General features: G+C 33.9%; 26 protein-coding genes. 19 read left to right on the top strand and 7 right to left on the bottom strand.

Annotation, left to right across the window (positions count from 1 at the left end; translation table 11 throughout):
• Positions 1-155: 155 nt before the first annotated feature.
• On the bottom strand, positions 156-455 hold the full coding sequence (locus LJE08_RS07660) for a UxaA family hydrolase (RefSeq protein WP_227402847.1): 300 nt from the start codon (positions 453-455) through the stop codon (positions 156-158).
• A 2-nt stretch (positions 456-457) separates the two neighbouring features.
• On the opposite strand from LJE08_RS07660, the gene LJE08_RS07655 reads away from it, so the two are divergent.
• The 3 genes from LJE08_RS07655 to uxaC are packed head-to-tail and all read left to right on the top strand — an operon-like array spanning position 458 to position 3,467.
• On the top strand, positions 458-1,450 hold the full coding sequence (locus LJE08_RS07655; RefSeq protein ID WP_227402846.1) for a LacI family DNA-binding transcriptional regulator: 993 nt from the start codon (positions 458-460) through the stop codon (positions 1,448-1,450).
• Between the two features lie 52 nt (positions 1,451-1,502).
• Positions 1,503-2,060, top strand: coding sequence for an SLC13 family permease (locus tag LJE08_RS07650; protein ID WP_227402845.1), 558 nt, complete (start codon positions 1,503-1,505; stop codon positions 2,058-2,060).
• Positions 2,061-3,467: a glucuronate isomerase gene (gene uxaC / locus LJE08_RS07645; protein ID WP_227402844.1), complete on the top strand. Its 1,407-nt coding sequence runs from the start codon at positions 2,061-2,063 to the stop codon at positions 3,465-3,467.
• A gap of 311 nt (positions 3,468-3,778) precedes the next feature.
• On the opposite strand, the gene LJE08_RS07640 is transcribed toward uxaC, so the two are convergent.
• The 4 genes from LJE08_RS07640 to LJE08_RS07625 all read right to left on the bottom strand — a co-directional run bounded on the left by LJE08_RS07640 (position 3,779) and on the right by LJE08_RS07625 (position 7,862).
• A complete protein-coding gene (locus LJE08_RS07640) occupies positions 3,779-5,527 on the bottom strand; it encodes a DUF885 family protein (RefSeq protein WP_227402843.1) in 1,749 nt (582 codons plus the stop codon).
• Between the two features lie 34 nt (positions 5,528-5,561).
• A complete protein-coding gene (locus tag LJE08_RS07635; protein ID WP_217255844.1) occupies positions 5,562-6,134 on the bottom strand; it encodes a xanthine phosphoribosyltransferase in 573 nt (190 codons plus the stop codon).
• Positions 6,103-7,293 carry a hemolysin family protein gene (locus tag LJE08_RS07630; RefSeq protein ID WP_217255845.1) on the bottom strand — a complete coding sequence of 397 codons (1,191 nt, stop codon included), beginning with the start codon at positions 7,291-7,293 and terminating at the stop codon, positions 6,103-6,105. Before LJE08_RS07630 ends, LJE08_RS07635 begins: the two co-directional genes overlap by 32 nt.
• Before the next feature lie 146 nt (positions 7,294-7,439).
• A complete protein-coding gene (locus LJE08_RS07625) occupies positions 7,440-7,862 on the bottom strand; it encodes a CBS domain-containing protein (protein WP_117925300.1) in 423 nt (140 codons plus the stop codon).
• Between the two features lie 112 nt (positions 7,863-7,974).
• Between LJE08_RS07625 and pyrE the strand changes: the two genes are divergently transcribed.
• The 13 genes from pyrE (at position 7,975) to guaA (ending at position 21,981) form a co-directional block, all read left to right on the top strand.
• On the top strand, positions 7,975-8,634 hold the full coding sequence (gene pyrE, locus LJE08_RS07620) for an orotate phosphoribosyltransferase (protein ID WP_117925298.1): 660 nt from the start codon (positions 7,975-7,977) through the stop codon (positions 8,632-8,634).
• Between the two features lie 152 nt (positions 8,635-8,786).
• Positions 8,787-10,163: an ATP-binding protein gene (locus LJE08_RS07615; RefSeq protein ID WP_227402842.1), complete on the top strand. Its 1,377-nt coding sequence runs from the start codon at positions 8,787-8,789 to the stop codon at positions 10,161-10,163.
• Between the two features lie 260 nt (positions 10,164-10,423).
• Positions 10,424-10,990, top strand: a complete 567-nt coding sequence (locus LJE08_RS07610; protein ID WP_117925294.1) for an AAA family ATPase — start codon at positions 10,424-10,426, stop codon at positions 10,988-10,990.
• A 78-nt stretch (positions 10,991-11,068) separates the two neighbouring features.
• Positions 11,069-12,430 (top strand): replication-associated recombination protein A, encoded by a 1,362-nt coding sequence (locus tag LJE08_RS07605; protein ID WP_227402841.1) that lies wholly within the window; start codon positions 11,069-11,071, stop codon positions 12,428-12,430.
• Positions 12,427-14,139, top strand: a complete 1,713-nt coding sequence (locus tag LJE08_RS07600) for an RNA-binding domain-containing protein (RefSeq protein WP_186999294.1) — start codon at positions 12,427-12,429, stop codon at positions 14,137-14,139. Before LJE08_RS07605 ends, LJE08_RS07600 begins: the two co-directional genes overlap by 4 nt.
• Before the next feature lie 123 nt (positions 14,140-14,262).
• On the top strand, positions 14,263-14,715 hold the full coding sequence (gene tsaE / locus LJE08_RS07595; protein WP_227402840.1) for a tRNA (adenosine(37)-N6)-threonylcarbamoyltransferase complex ATPase subunit type 1 TsaE: 453 nt from the start codon (positions 14,263-14,265) through the stop codon (positions 14,713-14,715).
• Complete coding sequence (gene tsaB, locus LJE08_RS07590; protein WP_227402839.1) at positions 14,708-15,304, top strand: tRNA (adenosine(37)-N6)-threonylcarbamoyltransferase complex dimerization subunit type 1 TsaB; 597 nt, start codon at positions 14,708-14,710, stop codon at positions 15,302-15,304. The genes tsaE and tsaB overlap by 8 nt, the downstream gene beginning before the upstream one ends.
• Before the next feature lie 11 nt (positions 15,305-15,315).
• A complete protein-coding gene (gene rimI / locus LJE08_RS07585) occupies positions 15,316-15,735 on the top strand; it encodes a ribosomal protein S18-alanine N-acetyltransferase (RefSeq protein ID WP_244975811.1) in 420 nt (139 codons plus the stop codon).
• A 9-nt stretch (positions 15,736-15,744) separates the two neighbouring features.
• Positions 15,745-16,746 carry a tRNA (adenosine(37)-N6)-threonylcarbamoyltransferase complex transferase subunit TsaD gene (tsaD, locus tag LJE08_RS07580; RefSeq protein WP_117925283.1) on the top strand — a complete coding sequence of 334 codons (1,002 nt, stop codon included), beginning with the start codon at positions 15,745-15,747 and terminating at the stop codon, positions 16,744-16,746.
• 8 nt (positions 16,747-16,754) lie between these two features.
• Entirely contained in the window at positions 16,755-17,711 is a 957-nt protein-coding gene (locus LJE08_RS07575; protein WP_227402838.1) for a GNAT family N-acetyltransferase, read from the top strand.
• 52 nt (positions 17,712-17,763) lie between these two features.
• Positions 17,764-18,885, top strand: a complete 1,122-nt coding sequence (locus tag LJE08_RS07570; protein ID WP_227402837.1) for an Mbeg1-like protein — start codon at positions 17,764-17,766, stop codon at positions 18,883-18,885.
• 1 nt (position 18,886) lies between these two features.
• Positions 18,887-20,386 (top strand): HAD-IA family hydrolase, encoded by a 1,500-nt coding sequence (locus LJE08_RS07565; RefSeq protein WP_227402836.1) that lies wholly within the window; start codon positions 18,887-18,889, stop codon positions 20,384-20,386.
• 47 nt (positions 20,387-20,433) lie between these two features.
• Positions 20,434-21,981, top strand: a complete 1,548-nt coding sequence (gene guaA / locus LJE08_RS07560) for a glutamine-hydrolyzing GMP synthase (RefSeq protein ID WP_117572157.1) — start codon at positions 20,434-20,436, stop codon at positions 21,979-21,981.
• A gap of 487 nt (positions 21,982-22,468) precedes the next feature.
• Here the strand turns inward: guaA and LJE08_RS07555 are convergent, their stop codons facing one another.
• Together LJE08_RS07555 and LJE08_RS07550 are read right to left on the bottom strand one after the other, a co-directional pair.
• Positions 22,469-23,431 carry a hypothetical protein gene (locus LJE08_RS07555; protein WP_227402835.1) on the bottom strand — a complete coding sequence of 321 codons (963 nt, stop codon included), beginning with the start codon at positions 23,429-23,431 and terminating at the stop codon, positions 22,469-22,471.
• A 20-nt stretch (positions 23,432-23,451) separates the two neighbouring features.
• Entirely contained in the window at positions 23,452-24,084 is a 633-nt protein-coding gene (locus tag LJE08_RS07550; RefSeq protein ID WP_227402834.1) for a helix-turn-helix domain-containing protein, read from the bottom strand.
• Between the two features lie 231 nt (positions 24,085-24,315).
• On the opposite strand from LJE08_RS07550, the gene LJE08_RS07545 reads away from it, so the two are divergent.
• From LJE08_RS07545 to LJE08_RS07535, 3 genes are read left to right on the top strand one after another with little or no spacing between them, the layout of a single operon-like run.
• Entirely contained in the window at positions 24,316-24,552 is a 237-nt protein-coding gene (locus LJE08_RS07545) for a hypothetical protein (RefSeq protein ID WP_054690474.1), read from the top strand.
• Positions 24,521-24,853 (top strand): Arm DNA-binding domain-containing protein, encoded by a 333-nt coding sequence (locus LJE08_RS07540; RefSeq protein ID WP_227402833.1) that lies wholly within the window; start codon positions 24,521-24,523, stop codon positions 24,851-24,853. The genes LJE08_RS07545 and LJE08_RS07540 overlap by 32 nt, the downstream gene beginning before the upstream one ends.
• A 6-nt stretch (positions 24,854-24,859) precedes the next feature.
• Positions 24,860-25,150, top strand: a complete 291-nt coding sequence (locus LJE08_RS07535; RefSeq protein ID WP_227402832.1) for a hypothetical protein — start codon at positions 24,860-24,862, stop codon at positions 25,148-25,150.
• Positions 25,151-25,159: the final 9 nt, after the last annotated feature.

The following is a 25,159-nucleotide window of genomic DNA, read 5'->3' as shown; positions in this document are numbered from 1 at the left end:
ACCACTGGTGTAAATTTTCTCTTTTTGACTAGTCCTATTTATATGCTAACATCACTGCATTTTGTATTTATTTGAGAAATGGTAATTTTTTCCATCATACAACATAGCGGACCAGGTGTTGATATTGGCATTGATAGACTCTCTTAATGTGATAGCTACTTCCTTATATCCTTCGCGATTCCAATAGGATATCCATATTTAATAATAGGTTGCTCCTTTTTAATATCTTTCAACGTAAATTTATGTCTTTGGGCAATATCTTCAATAAGTGTAATTTCTTGTCCATCGACATTACATATAATCCCTTTTTCTAGAGGACATGGTGCAACAGCTACCAAGTCGTTAAAATGAATCTTATAAATTTTTGCACCATTTCTACCTGTATATATTTTAAATGTTAAATGTAAGTACTTGCAATTCTTGGCGTGTTGGAATAGGGTTGAGGAGTAAAACAAAGATGAATATTTATGACATTGCCAAATTATCAGGTGTATCGATTGCGACTGTATCGCGAGTAATTAATAACAGTCCTAAAGTCTCAGAGAAGACGAAAAAGAAAGTCTGGGACGTCAGGAATGAGTATGATTACACGACGAATGTGTTTGCTCGCGGATTAGGCTTAAATTCAGTAAAAACAGTTGGACTCGTTTGTCCGGATGTATCCGATCGTTATATGGCAAGCGCCATTGCGTATTTAGAAAAGAATTTACGCAAATATGGATATGACTCAATTTTGATGTGTAGTGGCTTTGACTATGAAGGAAAAGTAGAAGCCGTAAAAATATTATTGGATCGTAGAATCGATGCGATGATATTAGTTGGTTCACATTATGCAGGGGATTGCGGACAGAATGATATTCAATACCTTAAAGATGCTGCCCAAAAAGTTCCGGTGGTACTTATGAATGGTTATGTTCGTGTACCGGGAGTATATTGTGTTTTAACAGATAATTATAAAGCGGTTTATGATACTGTATGTAATCTAATCGAAGTTGGAAGGAAGAAAATTGTGTTTTTGTATGATGCCAATTCGTACAGCACAACAAAAAAATTAGAGGGATATCAAGATGTACTGATTGATAATGGTTTAAAGGTGCAGGAAGAATACAAGGTGTTTATGCCAAATAACGTATTGAAGGCAAGAGATTTACTGGCAAAGAAAAGATTGGATTTTGATGCCGTCATTGCCAGCGATGATGCGATGGCTGTTGGTGCACTTAAATATGTGCATCAAATCAATAAGTCGATTCCTGAAGATGTCAATGTCGTTGGATTCAACAACTCAGAACTATGTGTTTGTTGCAATCCGGAAATGAGTTCTATTGATTCACAAGAAGAATTAAGTGAAATTGCGGTTGATTCGCTTATTAAAGTTCTTGCGGGAAAATCAGTTCGACAAAAAATGGAGATTCCATGTAAATTTATGAAGCGAAATACAACACAGTTCTAAACATTAGGAGGATTACTGTGAAGTTGATTAAAAAAGTACTTGGAGCGCTTATGTGTCTTGTGTTTATGGATACAAATCAATGAAATGGAAAGATTTACCAGAAATCTTTAGAGCAAGTGCGGAAATGACAGGTATCATTATTTTCTTGATTGGTGTTTCTAGTATTATGTCTTGGGTTATGGCCTTCACGAACATTCCTACAATGGTTTCGAATGGATTATTATCAATTTCAAGCAATAAATATGTCATTCTATTAATGATCAACATTATCTTGTTAGTGGTTGGTACATTCATGGATATGACGCCAGCCACATTGATCTTTACGCCAATCTTCTTGCCAGTATGCACGGCATTAGGTATGAATACAATTCACTTTGGTATTATGTTGATCTTCAACTTGTGTATTGGAACAATTACTCCTCCAGTAGGAACGACACTGTTTGTTGGTGCTAAAGTCGGAGACGTTAAGATTGAAACTGTATTTAAACACTTGTTACCATATTTCTTCGCTATTATTGTTGTGTTGATGTTAGTTACATATTATACCACAATTAAGTCTATGGTTACCTGGTTTAATGGGATATGTAAGTTAGAAGGAAGGAATTTTTAAATGAAACAATTTATGGATAAAGACTTCTTATTGACAAATGAAGTCGCTAAAGAATTATTTTTTGATGTTGCTAATACGATGCCAATTGTAGATTATCATTGTCATATTGATCCAAAAGAAATTGCTGAAGATCGTAAGTTTGAAAATATCACACAAGTATGGCTTGGTGATGACCACTATAAATGGCGTCAAATGCGTTCAAACGGAGTGGACGAATACTATATTACTGGAGATGCACCAGATCGTGAAAAATTCCAGAAGTGGGCAGAAACGCTTGAAAAAGCTATTGGAAATCCACTTTTCCACTGGTCTCACTTGGAGCTTCAAAGATACTTTGGATACCATGGTGTTTTAAATAGTAAAACAGCCGAAGAAGTATGGAATTTGTGCAATGAAAAATTACAACAAGATGATATGAGTGTGCGTAACTTAATTAAAAACTCAAATGTTAAATTATTATGTACTACAGATGATCCGATTGATGATTTACATTGGCATAAAGTGATTAAAGCGGATGAAACCTTTGATGTAAAGGTACTTCCTGCTTGGCGTCCAGACAAAGCTATGCGTATCAATAAACCAGAATTTGCCGACTACATGAGCCAATTAGCTGCGGTTTCTGAAATTGAAATTCATACTTTCGAAGATATGAAAAAAGCAATCATCAAACGTATGGAATACTTTAATGAAATGGGATGTCTAGTGAGTGATCACGGATTGGATTATGTTATGTATGCCCCAGCAAGTGATGAAGAAATCGAAAAAATCTTTGAAAAAAGATTAAATCATGAAGCTGTTACAGCATTAGAATGTGATCAATATAAGACGGCATTCTTACTGTTCATCGCAAAAGAATACAAACGCTTAGGTTGGGTAATGCAGTTGCACTATGGATGTAAACGTGACAACAACACAACTATGTATAATAAGTTAGGACCAGATACGGGTTATGATTGTATTTCAAACTTTGCACCTGCAGACCAACTTACAAATATGTTGGATGCGATCAATGAAAATGGTGGATTGCCAAAAACAATTCTTTACAGTTTAAATCCTGGGGATGATGAATTGATCGGTACAGTACTTGGATGTTTCCAAAATAGTGATGCGATTGGAAAGATTCAACAAGGATCTGCATGGTGGTTCAACGACAATAAAACAGGTATGGAAAAACAAATGACGTCTTTGGCAAATCTAGGATTATTAGGTAATTTCTTAGGTATGTTGACAGATTCAAGAAGCTTCATGTCTTATTCAAGACATGAATATTTCCGCCGTATCATGTGTAACTTAATTGGTACATGGGTTGAAAATGGAGAATATCCTTATGATAAAGAAAACTTAACTGAAATTGTTAAGGGTATCTCTTACAACAATGCCGTTCGTTATTTTGGATTTGATTTATAATAGTTAGTGAAGAAGAGAACTTTGATTCAAGGTTCTCTTTTTTAGTATCATAATTTAAAAAAATGACACTTTTTCGATTGAAGCAAAGTCAAAATGAGTCAAAATTTAAAATTTTGAACCAAAACATGCTTAAAAAGAAGTGAAATAATTTAATATTTGAAATTATGGTATTTTTTGATTTTGAGCATGCCAAAAAATTGTGTAATTTAAACTCATCTTCATATTTCCCATAGAAAAATGTGATTTTATTTAAATATTCCCCTAGAAAAATGTAAAAGATGTTGGAAATTTGACCAACATCTTTTTAGGCTTTATCTGTTTTCATTGATATATTCATTTACGCTTTGTTTGACAATATTGAAGTTGACTTCACCATACTGTAGTAGGGCATTATGGAAGTCTGCATTGTCAAATTTAGATCTTAATCTAGATTTGGCTGTACTCTTTAAATCTACGATTTGAAGATATCCATAATAGTAAGATAAGAATACAGTTGGATTATCTGCCAATTGATTGTAAATACTTTCTAATCCTTCTGAACCAAACATATCGCCATATTCATTCTTGAAATCATTGAGGGACATACCATCATAATGGATGCTGATATCCATTAAGACAATGTATAGATTGGTGAGAATGTTATTCAAATTATAGGCTTCTAATAAATCTTTATTATTATCTAAATAATGTAAAGACATGCTTTCCATATAAGTAGCCCATCCTTCTGACATACCTAGATTGTTGTAGAAGAATTGGATTGGGTATTTTAAATGTTCCTTGTTGTATTGGGCTTGATACATATGTCCGGCAATACCTTCATGAGCTAATGTTTGATAAAGTGTTAAACTTGATGGATCATCACCATAATCACGTTTGTTGTAGCGCATTTGATAGTTTTGTGAATAATCCAAGGCTGGTGTAATAAAGTAGGCAACAATTCCGCTGACAGATTGATCTTCTGGCAGTGCCTTTAAATCATATTTCATGGTTTTTACTTCTGGGAAATCCTTTTTATAGTTTTTTTGAAGGCTTTCTAGAATTTGATTTACATCTGTAAAATCCGTTGAAACTGAATCGAGTTCATACGCAATCATTGGATTGCCTTTATATAGCTTCTGAAATTTAGTGATAGCTGAATTGATTGCGGATTGCGTATTCTCTTTAATTGTGGAAATAGAGTTGGTAGAACTTGTCGCATTTTCAACTAATACTTCATAATATTTCTTACCATTCTTATAGTTCGACAACCCTTGTAGTGGTTGTACGTTATATTGAAGAGAGGTCAATGTATCTAACATAGCCTGATAACTAGGAAAGAAACTTGTGTCCATGGCATCTTTGACTTGTGCTTTATAAGATGTTGTTTTTTCTTCATCTAGATTTAAAGTGTCAATCGCATTATATAATGCACTTGTGATTGAACTATCCTCTTTAGTATTGATCACATCTTGAATATCTTGGGTAACAGAATCATAGTCAAACTGTAAGGTATTCTTATCTGCTTGTTTTTTTGTATATTCCAATACATCGTTTGTGTAGCGAGGCACATCGTTGATGAGTGTAATCAAATCTTGAATGTCTTTTTCATTTCGTAAAATGTATTCAGAAAAAACAGAAATCAAACTTTGGTGAAGTCCGCTCATTGTACTCCAACAATTATTTAGATATTGAAATTTCTTGTTTTCAGCTTTTAAGCTCAATTCATTCTCATATTTCAATTCATCATAGATGGTTTGTTGCGTTTTGTCTAAAGTACTGCGATTAAACTTGTTTAATTCTTTTTGATCTTCTTTGATTTCTTCAGTATTATCTGTATAAAATTCACCAAGACTTACATCTACATTATTGATATCAATACCATAGTCTTCTGGATGTTCAAAGAATTGGTGCATCGTTGTATAGTCGTTTTCGGCATATTCAACTACCAATTGGTTTGTGTATTTTGTGAAGGCCTTGTTTTCTTTAGCCGCAAACGTATTGTCTTGCATTGTAGTTGAACCACATGCAGTGAGTGATAATACGGTAAAGCTAATAAATAGTTTTTTGAATGTATTTTTCATTAGAATCCCCAAAATTTTTAAAAAAATGGACTGATTATTCATCAGCCCATGAAATTTTCTTATTCTTAACACCTGCAATAGATGCCAACGCTAAAAGGTCATATCCTTTTTCAGTAATATATGCATGTCCTTTTTGGAAAGCTTTTTCGATAACCATGCCAACACCAACGATTTCAGCTTGTGCCTGTGCAATTAAGTTTTCCGTTCCCTTGAATGCTTCACCATTTGCCAAGAAGTCATCAATGAATAATACTTTATCGCCTTTTTTTAAGTATTCTTTTTCAATACAAATTGGATATGTCTTATTCTTTGTGAAAGAGAAGACTTCCGCAAAAGCAGGATCGATCATTGTGCTTGGTTGTGTTTTCTTGATGAAAATCAATGGCACATTCAAACGAATGGCTGTCGCATAAGCTGGGGCAATACCGCTAGATTCAATGGTTACTACTTTTGTGATGCCTTTGTTTTTAAAGTGTTCATAAAATTCATTCCCCATTTCATCTACTAAAGAACAGTCGATTTGATGATTTAAAAAAGCATCAACCTTTAATACCTCATCATTAATAAAATGTCCTCTAGTCTCGATTGCGTTTTTCAGTGCTTTCATTTTGCTTTCCTTCCTCTTTTCGCTTTATTTGTACAATAGTTTGTCCGATACGATGATTTTTTACTTCCTTAACATATACATCCATTAAGTCTAGACTGACTTTAAAATGTGAACCTTCATCAGGAATTTGTCCATAATGATTTAGGATGTATCCACCAAACGTGTCACAATCCTCATCTTCTAATGAAATGCCTAAAGCTTTTTCGACATCTTCAATGTCAGCTTGGCCATAGATTCTAAATTGATCAGAATCTATTTGTTGGATTGGATCTGGCTCTTCAATATCATCATCTTCTTGGATTTCACCAAGAAGAGTTTCAATAATATCATGTAAAGTCACGATACCGGTCATTCCTCCATATTCATCAAGTAAAACCGCAAAGTATACTTTTTTAATTTTCATTTCCTTCAATAGAACATCGGCCTTCATATTTTGTGAAATAAAGAAAGGCTGATCCATCGCTTTATTGATGACGTTATCTTGTTCAATCGAATCTAAACGGAAATAATCACGTGTATCTAGAATACCTACGACATCATCATTATCCTCATCACATACAGGATATAATGTGTGACGATTTTCTAGAATGGTCTTTTTCCATGTTTCTTTATCGTCATTTAGATATAGACAAACAACTTCACTTCGATGCGTACAAATTTCTTCAACGGGTGTATCATCGAACTCAAATAGGTTTTCGATAAACTCTTTTTGACTTGGTTCAACACCGCCACTGTTGATAACTTCATAAATATCTTCTTCGGAATAATCTTCCTGTTCTTTTTCCACTTCAAAACGCAAGAAAAAAGTAAATGGTGTACATAAGGATTGAATACCTTTCGCAATGGACATAAATGATTTTTCAAACTGATTTAAATGTGCATTCGCAAACTTTCTCGGTAATAAATCACTCAATAAAATATATGCATACACCAATAGAAGTACGACTATATAAAGTAATGGAGTATGGATCATGGGTTGTAAATAGATTACACTCATCACAATGCCAAATATTTCCATGCATAGAGATAACCATTTTAAAGTAGCTTGATATTTATAAGATTCATCTTCGATTTCTTTATTTGTAGAAACGATGCTGCTTGTCATTGAAAACAAGATGTTTAGAATAAATGTAAATAAAATTAAGATGGGAAGGTTCATGTTAACCCTCCTAAACTATACTGTAACGGGACTGAATCATCCGGATTCATGAAACTATCACTCCTTCATTAATACCCATTATCATACACAATTTAAAGGCTTTTTTCAATGTGATAAAGAAAACAACCAGAATAAATCCGGCTGTTTTATTGTTGTATGTATTTATCGGCATTATTCATTAAATATTGAATGATGGATTGTCGTGTCACAATACCAATAAAAATTTGACGATCATCAACTACGGGGACGAAGTTTTGTTTCAAAGATTGAGCGAACAATTGATCGACTGGAACATCGATTTGAACTGGTGGCGTAAAGTCTCCACGAATTAATTCACGAATCTCCATTTGTTCTAGATCTTCTTTATGAATTGAAGGATGGTCTAATAAGTACCAAAGAAAATCCCCCTCTGTAAGGGTTCCTACATAAACCCCTTCTTTATTAATAATGGGCATCGCCGTATATTTGTGCTTGCGCATGAGGGCAAGTCCATCTTCAACACTGATATTATCGTATAAATATTTAACACTATTTTTAGTCTTCAGAAAAAAGAATACATTTTCCTGCATTGTCTATCACCTCTGCTTTATACTACCATACTATTTATCATTTAAAAATCATACAATTATGGGAAATTGTGCAGAAGTATGATAGAATTTCTGTAAAAGTGGAGGCAAGAAAATGGAACAATATAAAAAAGAGTTTATTGATTTCATGTTGGAATCTAAAGTGTTAAAATTTGGTGATTTTACACTAAAATCAGGACGTAAATCCCCATTCTTTATGAATGCTGGTGGATATGTTACAGGTAACCAGTTAAAAAAATTAGGTGAATATTACGCAAAGGCAATCGTTGATCAATATGGTAAAGACTTCGATGTATTATTCGGACCTGCATATAAGGGAATTCCATTGGCAGTTGCGACGACAATCGCATTAGATAATTTATATGGAATGGAAGTTCGTTATTGTTCAGATCGTAAAGAAGAAAAAGATCATGGAGCTGACAAGGGAAGTTTCTTAGGAACAAAACTACAAGATGGAGATCGCGTTGTTATGATTGAAGATGTTACGACATCTGGAAAATCAATGGAAGAAACAGTGCCGAAGGTTCGTGGTGCAGCAAATGTTGAAATCGTTGGATTGATGGTTTCTTTAAATCGTAACGAAAAGGGAAAAGGTGAAAAGACTGCATTAACGGAAGTTAGTGAATTATATGGTTTCCCAACAGCTGCAATCGTGTCAATGCCGGAAGTAATTGAATATTTAGGAGATAAATTAGATCCTGAATTAAAATCAAGAATTGATGCATATTATGAAGAATATGGAGCTAAGGAATAGAGTCGAAAGATTCTATTCTTTTTAATTACTTTGCGCATTGCGGTATATTTTTCATAAAAATACTTTGCGCACTGCTGTATATTCCTTACTAAAATACTTTGCGTACTGCGGTATCTGTGGTATATAATATTTTATATAAAGGAGATATCGCGATGGAAATAAAAAGAAAAATTTACTCTAAACTTTTGAGGTGGAAACAAGAAACAAATGGATCCAAAGCATTGTTGATTGAAGGAGCTCGGCGTATTGGAAAATCTACAGTGGCAGAAGAGTTTGGTCGAAATGAATACAAATCTTATGTTTTAATTGATTTCAACAAGGCTTCAAAGACGATTATTAAAGCGTTTGATAATTTAAACGATTTAGATACTTTTTTTCAAATTATTTCTTTGGAAATGAATGTTCGATTATTTAAAAGAGAATCGTTGATTATATTTGATGAAATACAAAGATTTCCTCAAGCTAGACAAGCCATTAAATATTTGGTTGAAGATGGTCGGTATGATTATTTAGAAACGGGTTCTTTGATTTCAATTAAAGAAAATGTTGAAAATATCACATTGCCATCCGAGGAAAGAAAGATTCGTATGTACCCTGTAGATTTTGAAGAGTTCATGATCTATATGGGTGAGGAATTATTATTTGAATATATCAAAAATTGTTGGGATAAGAAAAAGCCTTTAGATGAAAAAATGCATGTGAAGGCTATGTATTTATTTAAAGAATATTTGCTGGTTGGGGGAATGCCACAGGCATTAAAAGCTTATAAAAATGGGAATAAAGATTTTTACGCGGCAGATGTGGAAAAAAGAGATATTCTTGAACTCTATCGTGATGATATTAGGAAAGCGGCTAAAAGATACAATTCAAGGGTATCTGCCCTATTTGAAAATATTCCAGGATATTTATCCACACACGAAAAAAGGGTTGTTTTATCTAAATTAGGAGAATCTAATCGTAGTTTTGACAGGTATGATGAGCCTTTATTTTGGCTAGACGATTCTATGATTTGTAATTTATGTTATAAATGCACAGACCCAAATGTAGGGTTTGCGTTAAATAAGGATGATTCTTATGTGAAATGCTACATGGGCGATACAGGATTATTAGTGAGTTTGGCATTTAGTGAAAATGAGTTGAGTTCTTCAAGATTGTATCAACAAATCATGAATGATAAATTATCTTTGAATAAAGGTATGTTGTATGAAAATATGATTGCGCAAATGATTACTTCTATGGGAAAAAAGCTTTATTTTTATACAAAGTATAATAAGGAAAAACATAGAAATGATATTGAAATTGATTTCTTATTATCAAATGAGAGTAAAACAAATCTAAAAGTATTTCCAATCGAAGTAAAATCTTCAAAGAATTATTCAGCTACGTCTTTAGATAAATTTAAAGATTTATTTGGTAAGAAAATCGCAACACCATATATTGTTCATCCAAAGAATCTAGCAAGAAAAGATAATATAATTTGTATTCCACCATATATGGTATGTGCAGCATTTAGTGATGCTTTAGAATAGGGTCAAAAGATTCTATTCTTTTTTCATGTTTTACGTTACATCGAACCTATTTTGAATTAAAATAGAAGTAGATAGTGCAGTGTACAAAAGTGAGGTGATGGTGTATATAATATGCTGCATCATGACTTTAAGGAAAAGACAAATAATAATTCTTACAAAAACTTAATAATTTTGGTAAAATGTCTACAACAACGAGTCTTCTTACGGGATATAAATCCAGTTGTAGAAGGCTCGATTTTTGTATATTAGGAGGTACCCTTATGATAATTACAATTACACGTGAATTTGGAAGTGGCGGAAGAACCATTGCCAAGAAATTAGCTGAAAAACTAGGCTATGCTTATTATGATTATGAAATTGTGCAACAAATTGCGCAAGAAAGTGGCTTTGCGAAAGAGTATATTGAAGAAAATGGGGAAGATGCATCAAGCACAAGTACATTTGGTTTTATTTGGAATAATTATGGATATAACTTATCGGACGAACTCTATGTTGCGCAAAGAAATGTAATTTGTGAGTTAGCTGATAAAGGAAACTGCGTTATTGTAGGAAGATGTTCAGACTATATTCTTCGTGATCGTAAAGACGTATTGAATGTATTTATTCATGCGGATTTTGAATATCGCAAAAATCGCGTTGTATCGGTTTATGGGCAAAATGAATTTGCACCAGACAAACGAATCAAAGATAAAGATAAACGTCGTATCGCTTACTATAAATATTACACGGATCGTAAATGGGCAGATGCTAAAAACTATCAATTGTGTTTAGACAGTGGTGTTTTGGGTATTGATAAATGTGTGGAAATAATTGAAAGTGCTATGTAGAAATTTAAGAGTGTTTGATTAAGGTCAAACACTTTTTCTTTTGTGTGGTGTATAATAAAGTACATACGGAGGAAACATATGGAACAAGATTCTCTATTTTCAATACAAGAAGATACAAGGCCTTTAGCCGATCGTATGCGTCCGGAAACATTGGATGAATATGTAGGACAAAAACAGCTTGTTGCCAAGGGAAATCTTTTGTGGCAAATGATTGAACATGATCAGGTGACATCGATGATTTTCTGGGGTCCACCTGGAGTAGGAAAAACGACATTGGCACGTATTATTGCCCATCAGACAAAGAGTTATTTTGTGGATTTCTCAGCTGTTACTAGTGGCATTAAAGAAATCAAGGAAGTTATGAAACAGGCCGATACGCGTAGGGCCTTGGGACAAAAAACAATATTATTCGTAGATGAAATTCATCGTTTTAATAAGGCGCAACAAGATGCATTTTTACCCTATGTGGAAAAGGGAAGTATCATTCTAATTGGTGCTACAACAGAAAATCCTAGTTTTGAGATCAATTCCGCCCTTTTATCTAGGTGTAGAGTGTTTGTGTTAAACAGTCTAAATACGGATGACTTAAAAGATTTGATTATTCGTGCTATTTCCAGCTCAAAAGGATTAGGCAATTTAAAAATACATATTACGGATGAAGATATAGAGGCGATTGCCGCATTTTCAGGTGGGGATGCCCGCTTTTGTTTAAATACATTAGAGATGGTTGTTTATAATAGTCCAAGTGAATTGGATGGTATTCATGTTTCACAGGATATTTTGAAGCAATGCCTTCAAAAAAGGTCGTTATTGTATGATAAAAAGGGGGAGGAACACTATAATATTATTTCTGCTCTACATAAAAGTGTACGAAACTCCGATGTACAGGCCGCTGTATATTGGTTAGCACGTATGTTAGAGGCTGGAGAAGACCCTTTATATATCGCAAGAAGACTCGTTCGTATGGCTAGTGAAGACATTGGTATGGCCGATTCTAGGGCCTTAGAAATCTGTGTGGCAGCCTATCAGGCATGTCACTATTTGGGTGTTCCAGAATGCAATGTACATTTAACGCATGCAGCTGTCTATTTGGCTTTGGCTCCAAAATCAAACGCTTTAGAAGTGGCTTATAATAATGCGAAAAGTGACGCATTAAAAACATTAGATCAGCCAGTGCCTTTACACATTCGTAATGCGCCAACAAAGTTAATGAAAGAGTTAGGCTATAATAAAGGATATGAGTATTCACATGATTATGAATATCACATGACGGATATGCAATGTCTTCCAGATGCTCTAGTTGGTAAAGAATATTATGTACCAAGTGATCAGGGTTCTGAAGTGAAGGTGCGAAATCGTCTTGCGCAGATTAAACAAATCAAGGCGATGGTGCATAGGAATCGTATGATGAAGCAAAATCCTAAAGGAGGAAAATCGTGAAACCACATGAGCTAATGAATGAATTACAATATGGTGAGAGTATAGAAGTAGAATGTAAAAAAGCGTCAAATTCTTTACCAAAATCTGTATGGGAAACATATTCTTCTTTTGCAAACACAAATGGTGGAACTATATATCTAGGGGTTGATGAATCCAAAAACAATCATTTTGAGATTGTTGGAGTAGATTGTCCTGAAAAAATAATAAAAGATTTTTGGGATACAATTTCAAGCGATAAAGTAAGTTCAAATATTTTGTTGGAGAAAGATGTTCGTAAGGAATGTATTGATGGCAAAAGTGTTGTCATAATTCATGTACCTCGTGCCGATTACAAGCATAGACCAGTTTATATAAACGGAAATCCTATGAAAGGAACATATAAAAGAAATTATGAAGGAGATTATCATTGTACAGAAAGTGAGATAAAATCATTCTTTCGAGATGCTAGCGATGAAGGGAGCGATGGTACCTTGTTATCAGGCTATACAATGGAAGATATTGATGGAGATACTTTGCAGATGTATAGGAACGCATTTGAGGTACATAATCCCAATCATGTATGGAATTCATTGGATAATAAAAACTTTTTGAGAAGTCTTGGCGGATATGCAGTAAACAGAGGGACAAAAGAAGAAGGATTGACGTTAGCGGGATTATTGATGTTTGGGAAAGGCCTCTCTATACGGGAACGATTAGAGAATTTTCGCTTTGATTTTTTAGATATGACGAATTTGTTTGGAGACAGAAGATGGTCAGATCGTTTGACATATGATGGAACATGGGAAAATAACATTTACAATTTTATTAAGATAGTATTACCTAAGTTAGTATCTGATTTAAAACGACCTTTTGTTTTGGAAGGTTTTCAACGGAAAGATGATACAGTAGTACATGCCTCTATACGAGAAGCAATGATGAATAGTATTATTCACTGTGATTATCATCAAGCTGGAATTTTAAAGATAATTAAAAAAAATAATGAATTTATTTTTTCTAATCCAGGTAGATTAAAAATATCTATTGAAGAAATTTATGAAGGTGGAAATTCAGTTGCGAGAAATCCTAAAATACAAACAATGCTGAGGATGATTGGATATGGTGAGAATATTGGTTCTGGATTCCCTATGATTTTAAAGACGTGGAAAGCCGAAAATTGGAGAAAACCAGAACTTTTAGAAAATGAAAACTTATCATGTGTTGAATTGCATTTACATATGATAAGTTTATTGCCTCAAGAGATAACAGAATATTTATCGCAAATATTTAAAGAGGATTATTTCTTGTTAGAAGCAGAAGAACAAATGATTTTAAGCATTACTTATATGGATAAGGAAATTACAAATGAGAAAATACAATTATTGCTTAACACACATGTTGTTGAAGTTGGTAAATATTTATCTGATTTAGTAAAAAAAGAAATGTTGGTAGTAAACCAAAATGGTAGATGGACAACCTATAGCATAAATGAAAAGTATGGAGTATCTTTGATTTCATCTTTGGAATCAGATGAAGATTTGAATAAAACAGATAGAGAAATATTAGAATATTTAAAGAATAATAAGAAAATTACATCTAAAGATGTTATAAAGTTGACTAATATTTCATCCATATCAGGGGCTAATAAGGCTCTAAAAAGATTATTTGATAAAAATCTGTTGAAAAAAACTAGAATTAAGAATAGTGTATTTTATGAAATAAAGGAGTATTAAAGTGAAAACCACTCAAAAAAGTGGAAACCACTCAAAAAAAGTGGAAACCACTCAAAAAAGTGGAAACCACTCAAAAAAAGTGGAAACCACTTTATGAGATACAAACAAAACTTGGAGGATTACATGAAAATAGAAATTCATAGTTTACAAGAAACACAGGAATTTGCCACTAAAATGGCAGATCTTTGCGGAAATAAACAATTAGTCATTACATTAGATGGAGATTTGGGTGCAGGTAAAACGACTTGGACAAAAAGTTTCGGGAAAGCTTTGGGTGTAAAGAATGTGATTAATTCACCAACCTTCACAATCTTAAAGGATTATAAACAAGAAGGTGGAGTCCCTTTCCATCATATTGATGCGTATCGTTTGGAAGGAAAATGTCAGGACTTAGGTTTTGAAGATTGTTTTGATGAAGGAATTACTGTAGTAGAATGGTCTGAATTTATTGAAGATCAATTGCCACAAGATCATATCAAAATTTCTTTTGAAGAAGGTATCGATGAAAATCGTACAGTGACATTAGAATATACGGGTCCTGTATCAAAAAGTATTGTGGAGGCATATCATGATTAGTTTATGTATGGATAGTGCTTATAAAGCATTAGTGTTAGGTTTATATAAAGATGGAACATTGATTGATGGTGTATCTATTGAAGCGTTCAAGAAACAAAGTGAAACGATTTTTGTGGAATTAAATCAATTGTTTGAAAAAACAGGTTTAGACTACAAAGACGTAGATGAAGTAATCATTACAGATGGTCCGGGTTCTTATACAGGTATTCGTATTGCGATGACAATTGCGAAAGTATTTTGTACACAAATGCATAAAACATTAAAGTGTATTAGTACAATGCAGTTGTTTGCGGGCATGGATGAAAGTGCCAATGTTATTTTGGATGCACGTAGTAAAAGAGCGTATGTAGCACATTTAGAAAAGGGTGTTGTTGTTGTTGGTGAAACACAAATTTTAGAAGTCGATCAATTGGAAGATTTCTTAAATGAACATCCTGGAACATTATATGGAGATGGTTATTTGGTGAATCAAGAAGCTGCAAGTTGTGATTTCTTGAAGAATTTTATGGAGGTACCAAGTCGTACAATTGAAAATGTACATGCTTTAGTTCCTCAATATTTAAAAGAAAGTGATGCTTATAAAGCATGATTTTTAAAGAAATGAAAGACACGGATCTTGCTCGTGTTTTAGAACTTGAACAAGCTTGTTTTAAACAACCTTGGCTAGAAAAAGATTGTTTATATGAATTGAATGAGAATCCCTTTTCTCATGGTTGGATCTTAGAAGATGGAGATACCATTGTTGGCTACGCCTTTTTATGGGAAACATTTGAAATGGCGCAGCTAGCTCGTATTGGAGTCGATCCTGACTTAAGAAAAAGAGGATATGGTAAAGAATTGATGATGCATTTATTTGATCGAGCTCGAGAAGCAGCTTGTGAATATATGACATTAGAGGTTCGTGCTAGTAATGAGGCAGCCTTGAACTTATATCAAAAAATGGGCTTTATTCAAGTCAATGTATCTAAGAATTATTATCCGGATGGAGAAGATGCTATTGTGATGACATTGGCATTGTAGGAGGATTGTATGATTATTATCGGAATTGAAAGTAGTTGTGATGAAACAGCCGTTGCGGTTGTCAAAGATAAAAAGGAAGTACTATCGAGTGTGGTCGCAAGTCAAATTGATGTGCATACAGAATTTGGTGGGGTCGTACCCGAAGTTGCGAGTCGTATTCATGTAGAAAATATTTCGTATTGTATTGAAAAAGCATTGAAGGATGCCAATATCACTATGGAAGATGTGGATGCGGTTGCTGTTACGCAAGGTCCTGGCTTAATTGGATGTTTACACGTTGGTGTGCAAGCTGCCAAGACTTTGGCTTTTGCCTACCACAAACCATTAGTTCCTGTGCATCATTTGGCAGGGCATATTTATGCCAATGAATTAGTGGTGGATATGAAATATCCTGTGTTGGCACTTGTTGTTTCTGGTGGAAATACAGAACTTGTTTATATGAAGGATGAAACAAGTTTTGAAATCTTAGGAGAAACACAGGATGATGCGATTGGAGAAGCCTTTGACAAAGTGGCTCGTGTGTTGGGTCTTGGATATCCTGGTGGTCCTAAAATTGATAAATTGGCAAAAGAAGGTAAGCCGGTATATGAACTGGCAAAACCGAAGACACAAGGTCGTTATGATTTTAGTTTTTCTGGATTGAAGAGTAGTGTTCTACAATTTACAAAGCGTATGGAAAGACAAGGCAAGACATTTGATATGGCAGATTTGGCTTGTTCATTCCAGGAATGTGCATTGGATGAAATTTTCTCTCGAGTAAGAGCTGTACTTGATGATCATAAAGATATTCGCCATTTCGTTGTAGGTGGTGGAGTAAGTGCTAACTCAAGACTTCGTGAAAAAGTAGAAGAATTAAGAAATGAATATCCAGAAGTTGAGTTTACAGTGCCTCCAATGTATTGTTGTACAGACAATGCAAGTATGATTGGTGTTGCAGGAACCATCGCCTATCTTTCTGGAAGAAGAGGAGATGCAAGTTTAACAGCCGATTCAAGTTTAGAAATTCAATAGGAGGTTTTATGCAAGAGTTACGTTTACTTCAAGAAAAAGATTTAGAAAGTATATATCCAATCTATGTATATTATGTAAAGACAAGTACAGCTATATTTGATGTTGTGCCAGATTCTTTTGATGTATTTAAAGAACATATGGTGGAAATTTCAAAGACAAATCCATTTTATGTCGCATTTAATAATGATGTTTTAATTGGTTATGGCTATGTGCACCCTGCTTTTTCTAAAGAGGCGTATAAGTATTGTATAGAACTTACTATTTATTTTAAAGAAGGAAAACATTATGGCTTGCCTTCAAAAATGCTAGATCAGCTTGAAGCGGATTGTAGAAAATTAAACATACGTTGGATCATTTCATGTATTACAGATTCGAATGAAGAAAGTATAGCTTTTCATAAAAAGCATGGCTTTACTATGTATGGGGCATTGCCTTCTTGTGGTATAAAATTTGATGCGTGGCATGGTGTGGTTTGGCTTTGTAAGAGACTGGATGAGGTTAAAAAGGATTTTTTGTGTGCAAGTAATGCAACTATCTTGGGTAATGTTTCAATTGGTGAAGGTTCAAGTGTTTGGTATAACGCTGTGATTCGTAGTGAAGAAGAAACGATTGAAATTGGACAGGAAACCAATATTCAAGATCAGTGTGTTTTGCATACGGATTGTGGTTATCCATTAAAAATTGGTAATCGTGTCACGATTGGTCATGGGGCTATTGTGCATGGTTGTACGATTGAGGATGAGGTGCTTATTGGTATGGGTGCTATTATCTTAAATGGAGCTCATATAGGAAAGCATAGTATCATCGGTGCTGGTTGTGTTGTGCCTGAAAATATGGTGATTCCACAAAAGAGTGTTGTGGTTGGAGTACCGGCTAAAATCATTAAAAAGACTTCAGAATCTCAGGTTTCTGACATTCTTTCAAATGCAGATCATTATGTAAAATTATCGAAAAAATTGGGTTAGTCATTTGGCTAATCCTTTTGTATATTGTAAAATCGTTGTAGTGAGGTTGACTATGGAAAACTTATTAAATTATGTACGTTTAAGAAGAGATATCGACTTTTCTGTTCGTCCCTTTAATGAGGTGGATATGTTAGTATGTGCCGATCTATCTTATGTGGATTGGGATGGCATTGTGGAAAAGGACGAGGTTTCTTTAGAGGTAGCATGTCGTAAATATCTTTCTTTATATAGTGAAGAGGAATTAAAAAGTAAGTATACATTTTCAATGAATCTTCCACATTTAATTGATGCGTTGCAAGATACGATTCGTTATGGAAATATAAAGTTAAAGAACTATAAAAAAGTCTATAGCGATGAAGATGTGATTCAATTTAGTGTGGTAACACTTGTGTTGCCAGATGGATCTTTCGTTATTTCTTTTAGTGGTACGGATGGTAGTATTACGGGATGGAAAGAAAATTTAATGATGACCTATAGCAAGGATCTTCCTTGTCAAATCCTGGCGAGGGATTATGTCAAAGAAACTATTGCGGATATTCCTGAAACGAGTTCTTTGTTTGGATTAAAAAAGAAAAAAGTCTATCCAAAGATGTATTTGACGGGGCATTCGAAGGGTGGAAATCTGGCGATGTATGCCTATTTAAAAAATCCAAAACTACAGGGATATATTAAGGGTGTGAAAAGTTTTGATGGGCCTGGCTTTGCGGATGGTTTTTGGCAAGGTGATGAGGATGTGTCTAAGATTACAAACTATATTCCTAAGGATAGTATTGTGGGTCGTGTTTTAGATCATAGAGAACAAACAAAAGTCATGGATGCTCAAGGTTCTGGCCTAGTTCAGCATGATACGCTTATGTGGAGTGTGGATATAAAAGACTTTAATTATTGTGATGCACTCACAAAAGAGAGTGATGATTTATTGGAATATGCAAATAAGTTATTGATGGATCGTCCACTGGAAGAAAAAGAGCGTTATTGTCATTTGATTGGAGAATTATTTGATCGTATGGAAATTTATACGATTGCGGATTTAACTGAATTTTCATTTAAACAGGCATTGTCTGGAATTAAGGAGATTCGTCAATTGAATGCAGAAGAAATTAAGTTTATGTTTGAAGTTGTGAAATTTATTGCGGTGCAATCCGCTCCAATATTAGTGAAGGGAAGAAAGTGAAATGAGAAAAATAGGTTGGATTGGTGCTGGCATTATGGGTCAGCCAATGGTTATTCATTTATTGAATAAGGGTTATGAAGTGCATGTGTACGCAAGACATCCAGAAAGGGTAGAACAAGCTAAAAATGCAGGTGCCATTTTAGAAGAATCGATTGAGTCTTTGACATCCAATGTAGATGTGATTTGTACAATGGTCGGTTTTCCTAGTGATGTTAAAGAAGTATATGATGTGATTTTTAGTTGTATTGAAGCGGGTAAAACTTGTATTGATTTTACGACTTCAAGTCCAAAGTTAGCTAAAGAATTGTATACAAAAGGAAAAGAATTGGGTGTTCATGTAGTGGATGCGCCAGTGACTGGTGGAGATACGGGAGCGAAAAATGGTACTCTAACTGTTTTGGTTGGTGCAGACAAAGAGGATTTTGAAACAAATAAAGAAATCTTTGAAGCGTTTGGAACACAAATTGAGTATTGTGGCAAGGCTTGTTGTGGTCAACATGTCAAGATGGCGAACCAAATCATGATTGCGAACACGTTACAAGGTATTTGTGAGGCCATGTCGTATTTGAATTGTAAAGATGTGGATGAATCTTTCGTGTATCGCTTCTTGCGTAATGGTGCTGCTGGATCTAAACAATTGGAATTCCAAGGTAAGAAGATGTTAGAGAATGATTATGCGCCTGGTTTTTATGTGAAGCATTTTGTGAAGGATTTAAAAATTGCAGTACAAGAGGCCAATTTTCCTTTGTATGGTGTAAATCGTGTCATCAAAGAATATGTGGATCTAATGGATCGTGGTATGAGTGATTTAGGCACGCAATGTTTGATTGAATATTTTAGAAAGCCACAAATTAAAGCAGTCATCTTTGATATGGATGGTTTGATGTTTAATACGGAAAAGATGTTTAAGGATGAGTTCAAAGAGAAGGCTAAAGAATTAGGCGTTTCTTGTCCAGACTATTTTCCGGAACCTTTAATTGGTTGTGATTCAAGAAAGGTTGCAGAGTTTGAAATGATGTATCCAGGTGTGACAAGAGTTATGGAAGAAATTCAGGAAGAGCGTGTGGATTATTTCTTTACATATTTTAAAGAGCCTGGTAGTGCCAATATGGTTGGATTACAGAATTTAATTGAGTATATTGAAGAGAATAAGATTCCTTATGCGGTGGCTTCAAGTTCACATCCGCAGGCTATTAAAAAGTTCTTGTCGCATGCAGGCTTTGTGTTAAGTCCCAATGTGATTGTATCTTCTAAAGAGGGATATAACTCAAAGCCGGCTCCAGATGTTTTCTTGGCAGCAGCTGAAAGATTAGATGTAAAGCCAGAAAACTGTTTAGTGTTAGAGGATAGTAAGCATGGAATTATGGCAGCAGCCAATGCGAAGATGCAATCCATTTTTATTCAAGATCAGATTGCGCCAGATGACGAAATGAAGGAGTATATCCAAGAATCTTGTAAGGATTTAAATGAAATAATTGATTATTTAAAGCGTTGTAAATAATTGGTTGCTACTTTATAATATTTTTGAGAAATTAATAGGAGGACGTAATGAAAAAAGAATTAGTCATTGTTCTTGATTTTGGAGGACAATATAATCAGTTGGTTGCACGTCGTGTTCGTGAGTGCAATGTATATTGTGAAATTTATTCATATAAAACAGATTTAGAAAAAATCAAAGCTATGAATCCAAAGGGAATTATCTTAACTGGAGGACCAAATAGTTGTTATGAGGCAGATTCACCTACATATTCAAAGGAATTATTTGAATTGGGTATCCCAGTTCTTGGTCTTTGCTATGGCGCACAATTGATGATGCATGTATTGGGTGGAAAAGTAGAAAAAGCGGATCACCGTGAATATGGTAAGACAGAGGTTCTTGTGGATAAGACTTCTTCTAAAATCTTTGAGGGGGTATCAGAAAAAACAATTTGCTGGATGTCACACTTTGACTATATTTCACAGGTAGCACCTGGTTTTGAAATTACGTCTCATACAGATAACTGTCCTTGTGCATCAAGTGAAAATGCAGAAAAAGGATTATATGCAATTCAGTTCCATCCAGAAGTATTACATACACAAGAAGGGTCAAAAATGTTATATAACTTCGTTCGTGGTGTTTGTGGATGCTGTGGTGATTGGAGAATGGATAACTTTGTTGAAGAACAAATTAAGGCTATTCGTGAAAAGGTTGGAGATGGAAAAGTTTTATGTGCCCTTAGTGGTGGAGTAGACTCTTCTGTTGCAGCTGTATTATTATCAAAAGCAATTGGTAATCAATTGACATGTGTATTTGTTGATCATGGTTTACTTCGTAAAAACGAAGGGGATGAAGTAGAAGCTGTATTTGGCCCAGAAGGTCCATATGAATTAAACTTCATTCGTGTAAATGCGCAACAAAGATATTATGAAAAGCTAAAGGGTGTTGAAGAACCAGAAGCAAAACGTAAGATCATTGGTGAAGAATTCATTCGTGTATTTGAAGAAGAGGCTAAGAAAATTGGAAAAGTTGATTTCTTAGTTCAGGGAACGATTTATCCAGATGTTGTTGAGAGTGGTTTAGGTGGAGAATCTGCTGTAATTAAATCTCACCACAATGTTGGTGGACTTCCTGATCACGTAGATTTCAAAGAAATCATTGAACCATTACGTGACTTATTCAAGGATGAAGTTCGTAAAGCCGGTTTAGAATTAGGTATTCCTGAATACTTGGTATTCAGACAACCATTCCCAGGACCTGGTTTAGGAATTCGTATCATTGGTGAAGTAACTGAAGAAAAAGTAAAAATCGTCCAAGATGCAGATGCTATCTATCGTGAAGAAATCGCAAATGCTGGATTAGACCGTTCAATCGGTCAATACTTTGCAGCATTGACAAACATGCGTTCAGTAGGTGTTATGGGTGATGAAAGAACATATGATTATGCCATCGCTTTACGTGCTGTTAATACAATTGACTTTATGACTGCAGAATCAGCTCAGATTCCATATGAAGTATTAAATAAAGTTATGTCTCGTATTATCAATGAGGTTCGTGGGGTTAACCGTGTAATGTATGACCTTACTAGTAAGCCTCCTGGAACAATCGAGTTTGAATAGTATACATGTCACTTAACAACCTGCGTTATCCTCTTTTTAACAAAAGTCGTTAGCGTGGGAAGAATGGCAGATGAGAAAAAAATACAGAAGTAATATCAGACCTTAGGGATGAAAATCCTTAGGGTCTTTTTTTACGAATCCTGTTAACGAATATCTTAAAAAACCTTGTAAAATCAATACTTTTAAAGAAATCTCTCCCCCACACCCCCTCTCTAAATCTCGTAACGAATCCTGTCAACGAATCTCGTTTACGACAGTCGATACGACATGGAAAAGAAAGTGTGCGGAGGCTAATGGAGTTTGCTAAAAAGACGCTAACGGGATTTGTTAAATGACAATACAGATAACAAAAAAAGCCTTTAAATAAAGGCTTTTTTTGTGCTTGTTGATACCGTTGGGTACATTTTGAGTACATACTATTTGTGTATACTACTGTAAAGAGTAATGTAGAATATGTTTTTTTATACTTTTAAAATTTATTTTTATTCTAATTTTCTAGTTCTAATGTTAGAGAATTATAAAATTCAGGATCTGATAGATTTAATGATTTGAAGTTATCTTTTAGCTTGATTGCGCAAGGCTTGAAGGTAAGATATGTTAATCCTCCACTAACCGCACCACCTACAACAGGAACAACTTTGGATACACCTTTAGCAAATACATCTTTTGTCATTTTAAATCCAAGTGTTGTCGCTACTTTTTTTACAATTGGATATAAAGTTGTCTTAGTTAAAGCTTTTTGTGCTAAAGTTTTCGACACTTTATTTCCTGCAGTTTCTGCAATAATCTTGACACCTTGATTTGCTCCATTAACACCAAACATGACACCTAGAAAAATAAGTAATTGATTCATCGTTTCATCGCTGATGTTATTTTCACTCAATTCAAACTCTTGGAATCCATATAAATATGCTAATTTTTGCATTACACGTAAAAGGAAACCAAAATATTGAGCGACATCTGCAGGTATTGTTGCAGCCATTGCAAATCCCCCAGGAATTCCTGCTGCAAAAGAAATAGCGGAAACTTTGTTTGTTTCATATTCTATGACTTGATCTGCTATTTCGTTAATTTTTTCTCTTGGTATGCCCATAGATGCTGGATTGGAAGAAATAGCTTTTAATACTTGTTCTTCTGGATAATATTTAATTAATTCTTTAAACAAGAATTCACTTCTTTCAATCTTAACTCCTGGAACATGTAAAGCACGTACCAATACATCTTGTGGAGTGATCTCTATTTCTGAAATTTTATCTGATGCCAAACTTGCTAGCTCTTGTGTTTTTTCTACAGAAGCATTTATTACACTTCCAGCAGTATCTGCAATAGTTTTTGTAGAGCTTTTCACTAGTTCGCTTGATTTAGAAGCTAATTCGTTTAAATCTACATTTTTTGTTAATTCTCCTACTTTTGATAAAGAATCTTTAAAAAGTTTGTTAAAGTCAGCCATTTTATTTCTCCTATTTATTGTTATTTTTCTTCACGCTTTTTTCTATCTAATTCAATTTTTTCTTTATTACGTTGCATTACATTTTGTAGATATTCTAATTGCTTCTTGGATTGCTCTTCTAGAGATAATTCAGGAAGCTTTTCTTTTGTTAAAGTAGCTTGATATTTTTCTTTGATATATTTTTTTTGATTTTGATAATATAAATCATCCATTAGATAGTTCTTATGCTTATTGTAGGCTTGTTTGATTTCGTTAATCGCTTCGACTAATGTAGCATTTTCGGAATAAGAGTCATTTCCGTAAACTGTTAGTTGTGCATAGTAACGATCATCTTCGGTCTCTATATCATTATAAGGACGTCTATTTACTTCAATTTCAAATCCTAGTTCATTAGTTTCTAGTAATTCAAATAGAAAGTCGATGACATCATCCATGGATGTGATTGATTTTTTACTGTTTGATATTTCGCATAACCAATCCAATGAAACATTACATCTTTTTGCAATAGTAACGAGGATATCTTGGTTAGGTGTGTTCTTATTGTTTTCATAGGCTGATACAGAAGGCTGAGGAATTTCTAATAAATCAGCAAACTCTTTTTGTGTCATGTTCATATCTTTTCTTAATTGTTGTAATCTATTTCCGAAACTCATATTGTCTTCCACCTTTTTAAGTATTATTTATCATTATATCATAATTTCATATAAAAATAAGTATATATATAAAATATAAGCAAATCATATAAATATATAAAATAATTGTTAACAACTTCGACAGAACTCTTTACAATATGGAATATAAGATTTTCATATAAATATATAAAAAGATAATCACTGATGGGTTCCAAATATTAATCAATACATAAGAAAGCGAGGTGATTATCAATGGCAAAGAAAATCTTATTAAGAGCAGGAGATGTAGCTGAAATGTTAGATGTATCTATTAGTAAAGCATACAAAATCATTCACGAAGCGAATGAAAAACTAGAAAAAATGAACAAGCTTACTATTAGAGGTAGAATTCCTTTTGAATATTTAAATGATATTCTTTATTTCAGTGAGTCAAACGTGAATAAGGAGGATGATCAAAATGGCAACAGCGAAGAAGAATCCGATAACTAACAAATGGGACATTCAAATTCGATACAAAGATTCTTTTGGAAACAATAAGAAAACCACACGTAGAGGATTTGACACAAAAAAAGAAGCAGAAAGAGCAGCTTATGATTTTATCAAGAAACAAGAAAAAGATTTTAATATGTTATTTTCTGACTTCATCGACATTTATATGGACGACATGAAAAGTCGACTAAAAGAAAACACGGTCCGAACAAAACATTTTATTATTGATCTAAAAATCCTTCCTTATTTTGCGAATCTTAGAGTGAATGAAATTACTCCAGCAAAAGTTAGATCTTGGTAAAATGAAATGATAGCAAAAGGATATAAGGATACGTATTTGAAAACTATCAACAATCAACTAAGCGCTATCTTCAATTTTGCAGTTCAACTGTATGGACTAAGTGAAAATCCAGTAAGAAAAGCCGGAGGAATGGGAAAGAGTCACTCTGAAGAGATGAAGTTTTGGACGAAAGATGAGTTTGTACGATTCTCAGAAAAAATTATGAATAAGCCAACATCTTACATCATCTTTAAAGTCTTTTATTGGACCGGTGGTACTACGTCAAGAAAAAGGACTCATAAAATAGATAAATTTTAAATTCTAATG

This window comes from Holdemanella sp. DFI.5.55, assembly GCF_020593575.1.
GTDB lineage: Bacteria > Bacillota_I > Bacilli_A > Erysipelotrichales > Erysipelotrichaceae > Holdemanella > Holdemanella hominis.
The sequence above is the reverse complement of the archived record's forward strand: the minus strand, read 5'-3'. Positions and strand labels throughout refer to the sequence as shown.

Coding starts and splice junctions, on each gene's coding strand:
- LJE08_RS07655 (WP_227402846.1), top strand. CDS start 458: ATGAATATTTATGACATTGCCAAATTATCAGGTGTATCGATTGCGACT.
- uxaC (WP_227402844.1), top strand. CDS start 2,061: ATGAAACAATTTATGGATAAAGACTTCTTATTGACAAATGAAGTCGCT.
- LJE08_RS07640 (WP_227402843.1), bottom strand. CDS start 5,527: ATGAAAAATACATTCAAAAAACTATTTATTAGCTTTACCGTATTATCA.
- LJE08_RS07635 (WP_217255844.1), bottom strand. CDS start 6,134: ATGAAAGCACTGAAAAACGCAATCGAGACTAGAGGACATTTTATTAAT.
- LJE08_RS07630 (WP_217255845.1), bottom strand. CDS start 7,293: ATGAACCTTCCCATCTTAATTTTATTTACATTTATTCTAAACATCTTG.
- LJE08_RS07625 (WP_117925300.1), bottom strand. CDS start 7,862: ATGCAGGAAAATGTATTCTTTTTTCTGAAGACTAAAAATAGTGTTAAA.
- pyrE (WP_117925298.1), top strand. CDS start 7,975: ATGGAACAATATAAAAAAGAGTTTATTGATTTCATGTTGGAATCTAAA.
- LJE08_RS07615 (WP_227402842.1), top strand. CDS start 8,787: ATGGAAATAAAAAGAAAAATTTACTCTAAACTTTTGAGGTGGAAACAA.
- LJE08_RS07610 (WP_117925294.1), top strand. CDS start 10,424: ATGATAATTACAATTACACGTGAATTTGGAAGTGGCGGAAGAACCATT.
- LJE08_RS07605 (WP_227402841.1), top strand. CDS start 11,069: ATGGAACAAGATTCTCTATTTTCAATACAAGAAGATACAAGGCCTTTA.
- tsaE (WP_227402840.1), top strand. CDS start 14,263: ATGAAAATAGAAATTCATAGTTTACAAGAAACACAGGAATTTGCCACT.
- tsaB (WP_227402839.1), top strand. CDS start 14,708: ATGATTAGTTTATGTATGGATAGTGCTTATAAAGCATTAGTGTTAGGT.
- rimI (WP_244975811.1), top strand. CDS start 15,316: ATGAAAGACACGGATCTTGCTCGTGTTTTAGAACTTGAACAAGCTTGT.
- tsaD (WP_117925283.1), top strand. CDS start 15,745: ATGATTATTATCGGAATTGAAAGTAGTTGTGATGAAACAGCCGTTGCG.
- LJE08_RS07575 (WP_227402838.1), top strand. CDS start 16,755: ATGCAAGAGTTACGTTTACTTCAAGAAAAAGATTTAGAAAGTATATAT.
- LJE08_RS07570 (WP_227402837.1), top strand. CDS start 17,764: ATGGAAAACTTATTAAATTATGTACGTTTAAGAAGAGATATCGACTTT.
- LJE08_RS07565 (WP_227402836.1), top strand. CDS start 18,887: ATGAGAAAAATAGGTTGGATTGGTGCTGGCATTATGGGTCAGCCAATG.
- guaA (WP_117572157.1), top strand. CDS start 20,434: ATGAAAAAAGAATTAGTCATTGTTCTTGATTTTGGAGGACAATATAAT.
- LJE08_RS07555 (WP_227402835.1), bottom strand. CDS start 23,431: ATGGCTGACTTTAACAAACTTTTTAAAGATTCTTTATCAAAAGTAGGA.
- LJE08_RS07550 (WP_227402834.1), bottom strand. CDS start 24,084: ATGAGTTTCGGAAATAGATTACAACAATTAAGAAAAGATATGAACATG.
- LJE08_RS07545 (WP_054690474.1), top strand. CDS start 24,316: ATGGCAAAGAAAATCTTATTAAGAGCAGGAGATGTAGCTGAAATGTTA.
- LJE08_RS07540 (WP_227402833.1), top strand. CDS start 24,521: ATGGCAACAGCGAAGAAGAATCCGATAACTAACAAATGGGACATTCAA.
- LJE08_RS07535 (WP_227402832.1), top strand. CDS start 24,860: ATGATAGCAAAAGGATATAAGGATACGTATTTGAAAACTATCAACAAT.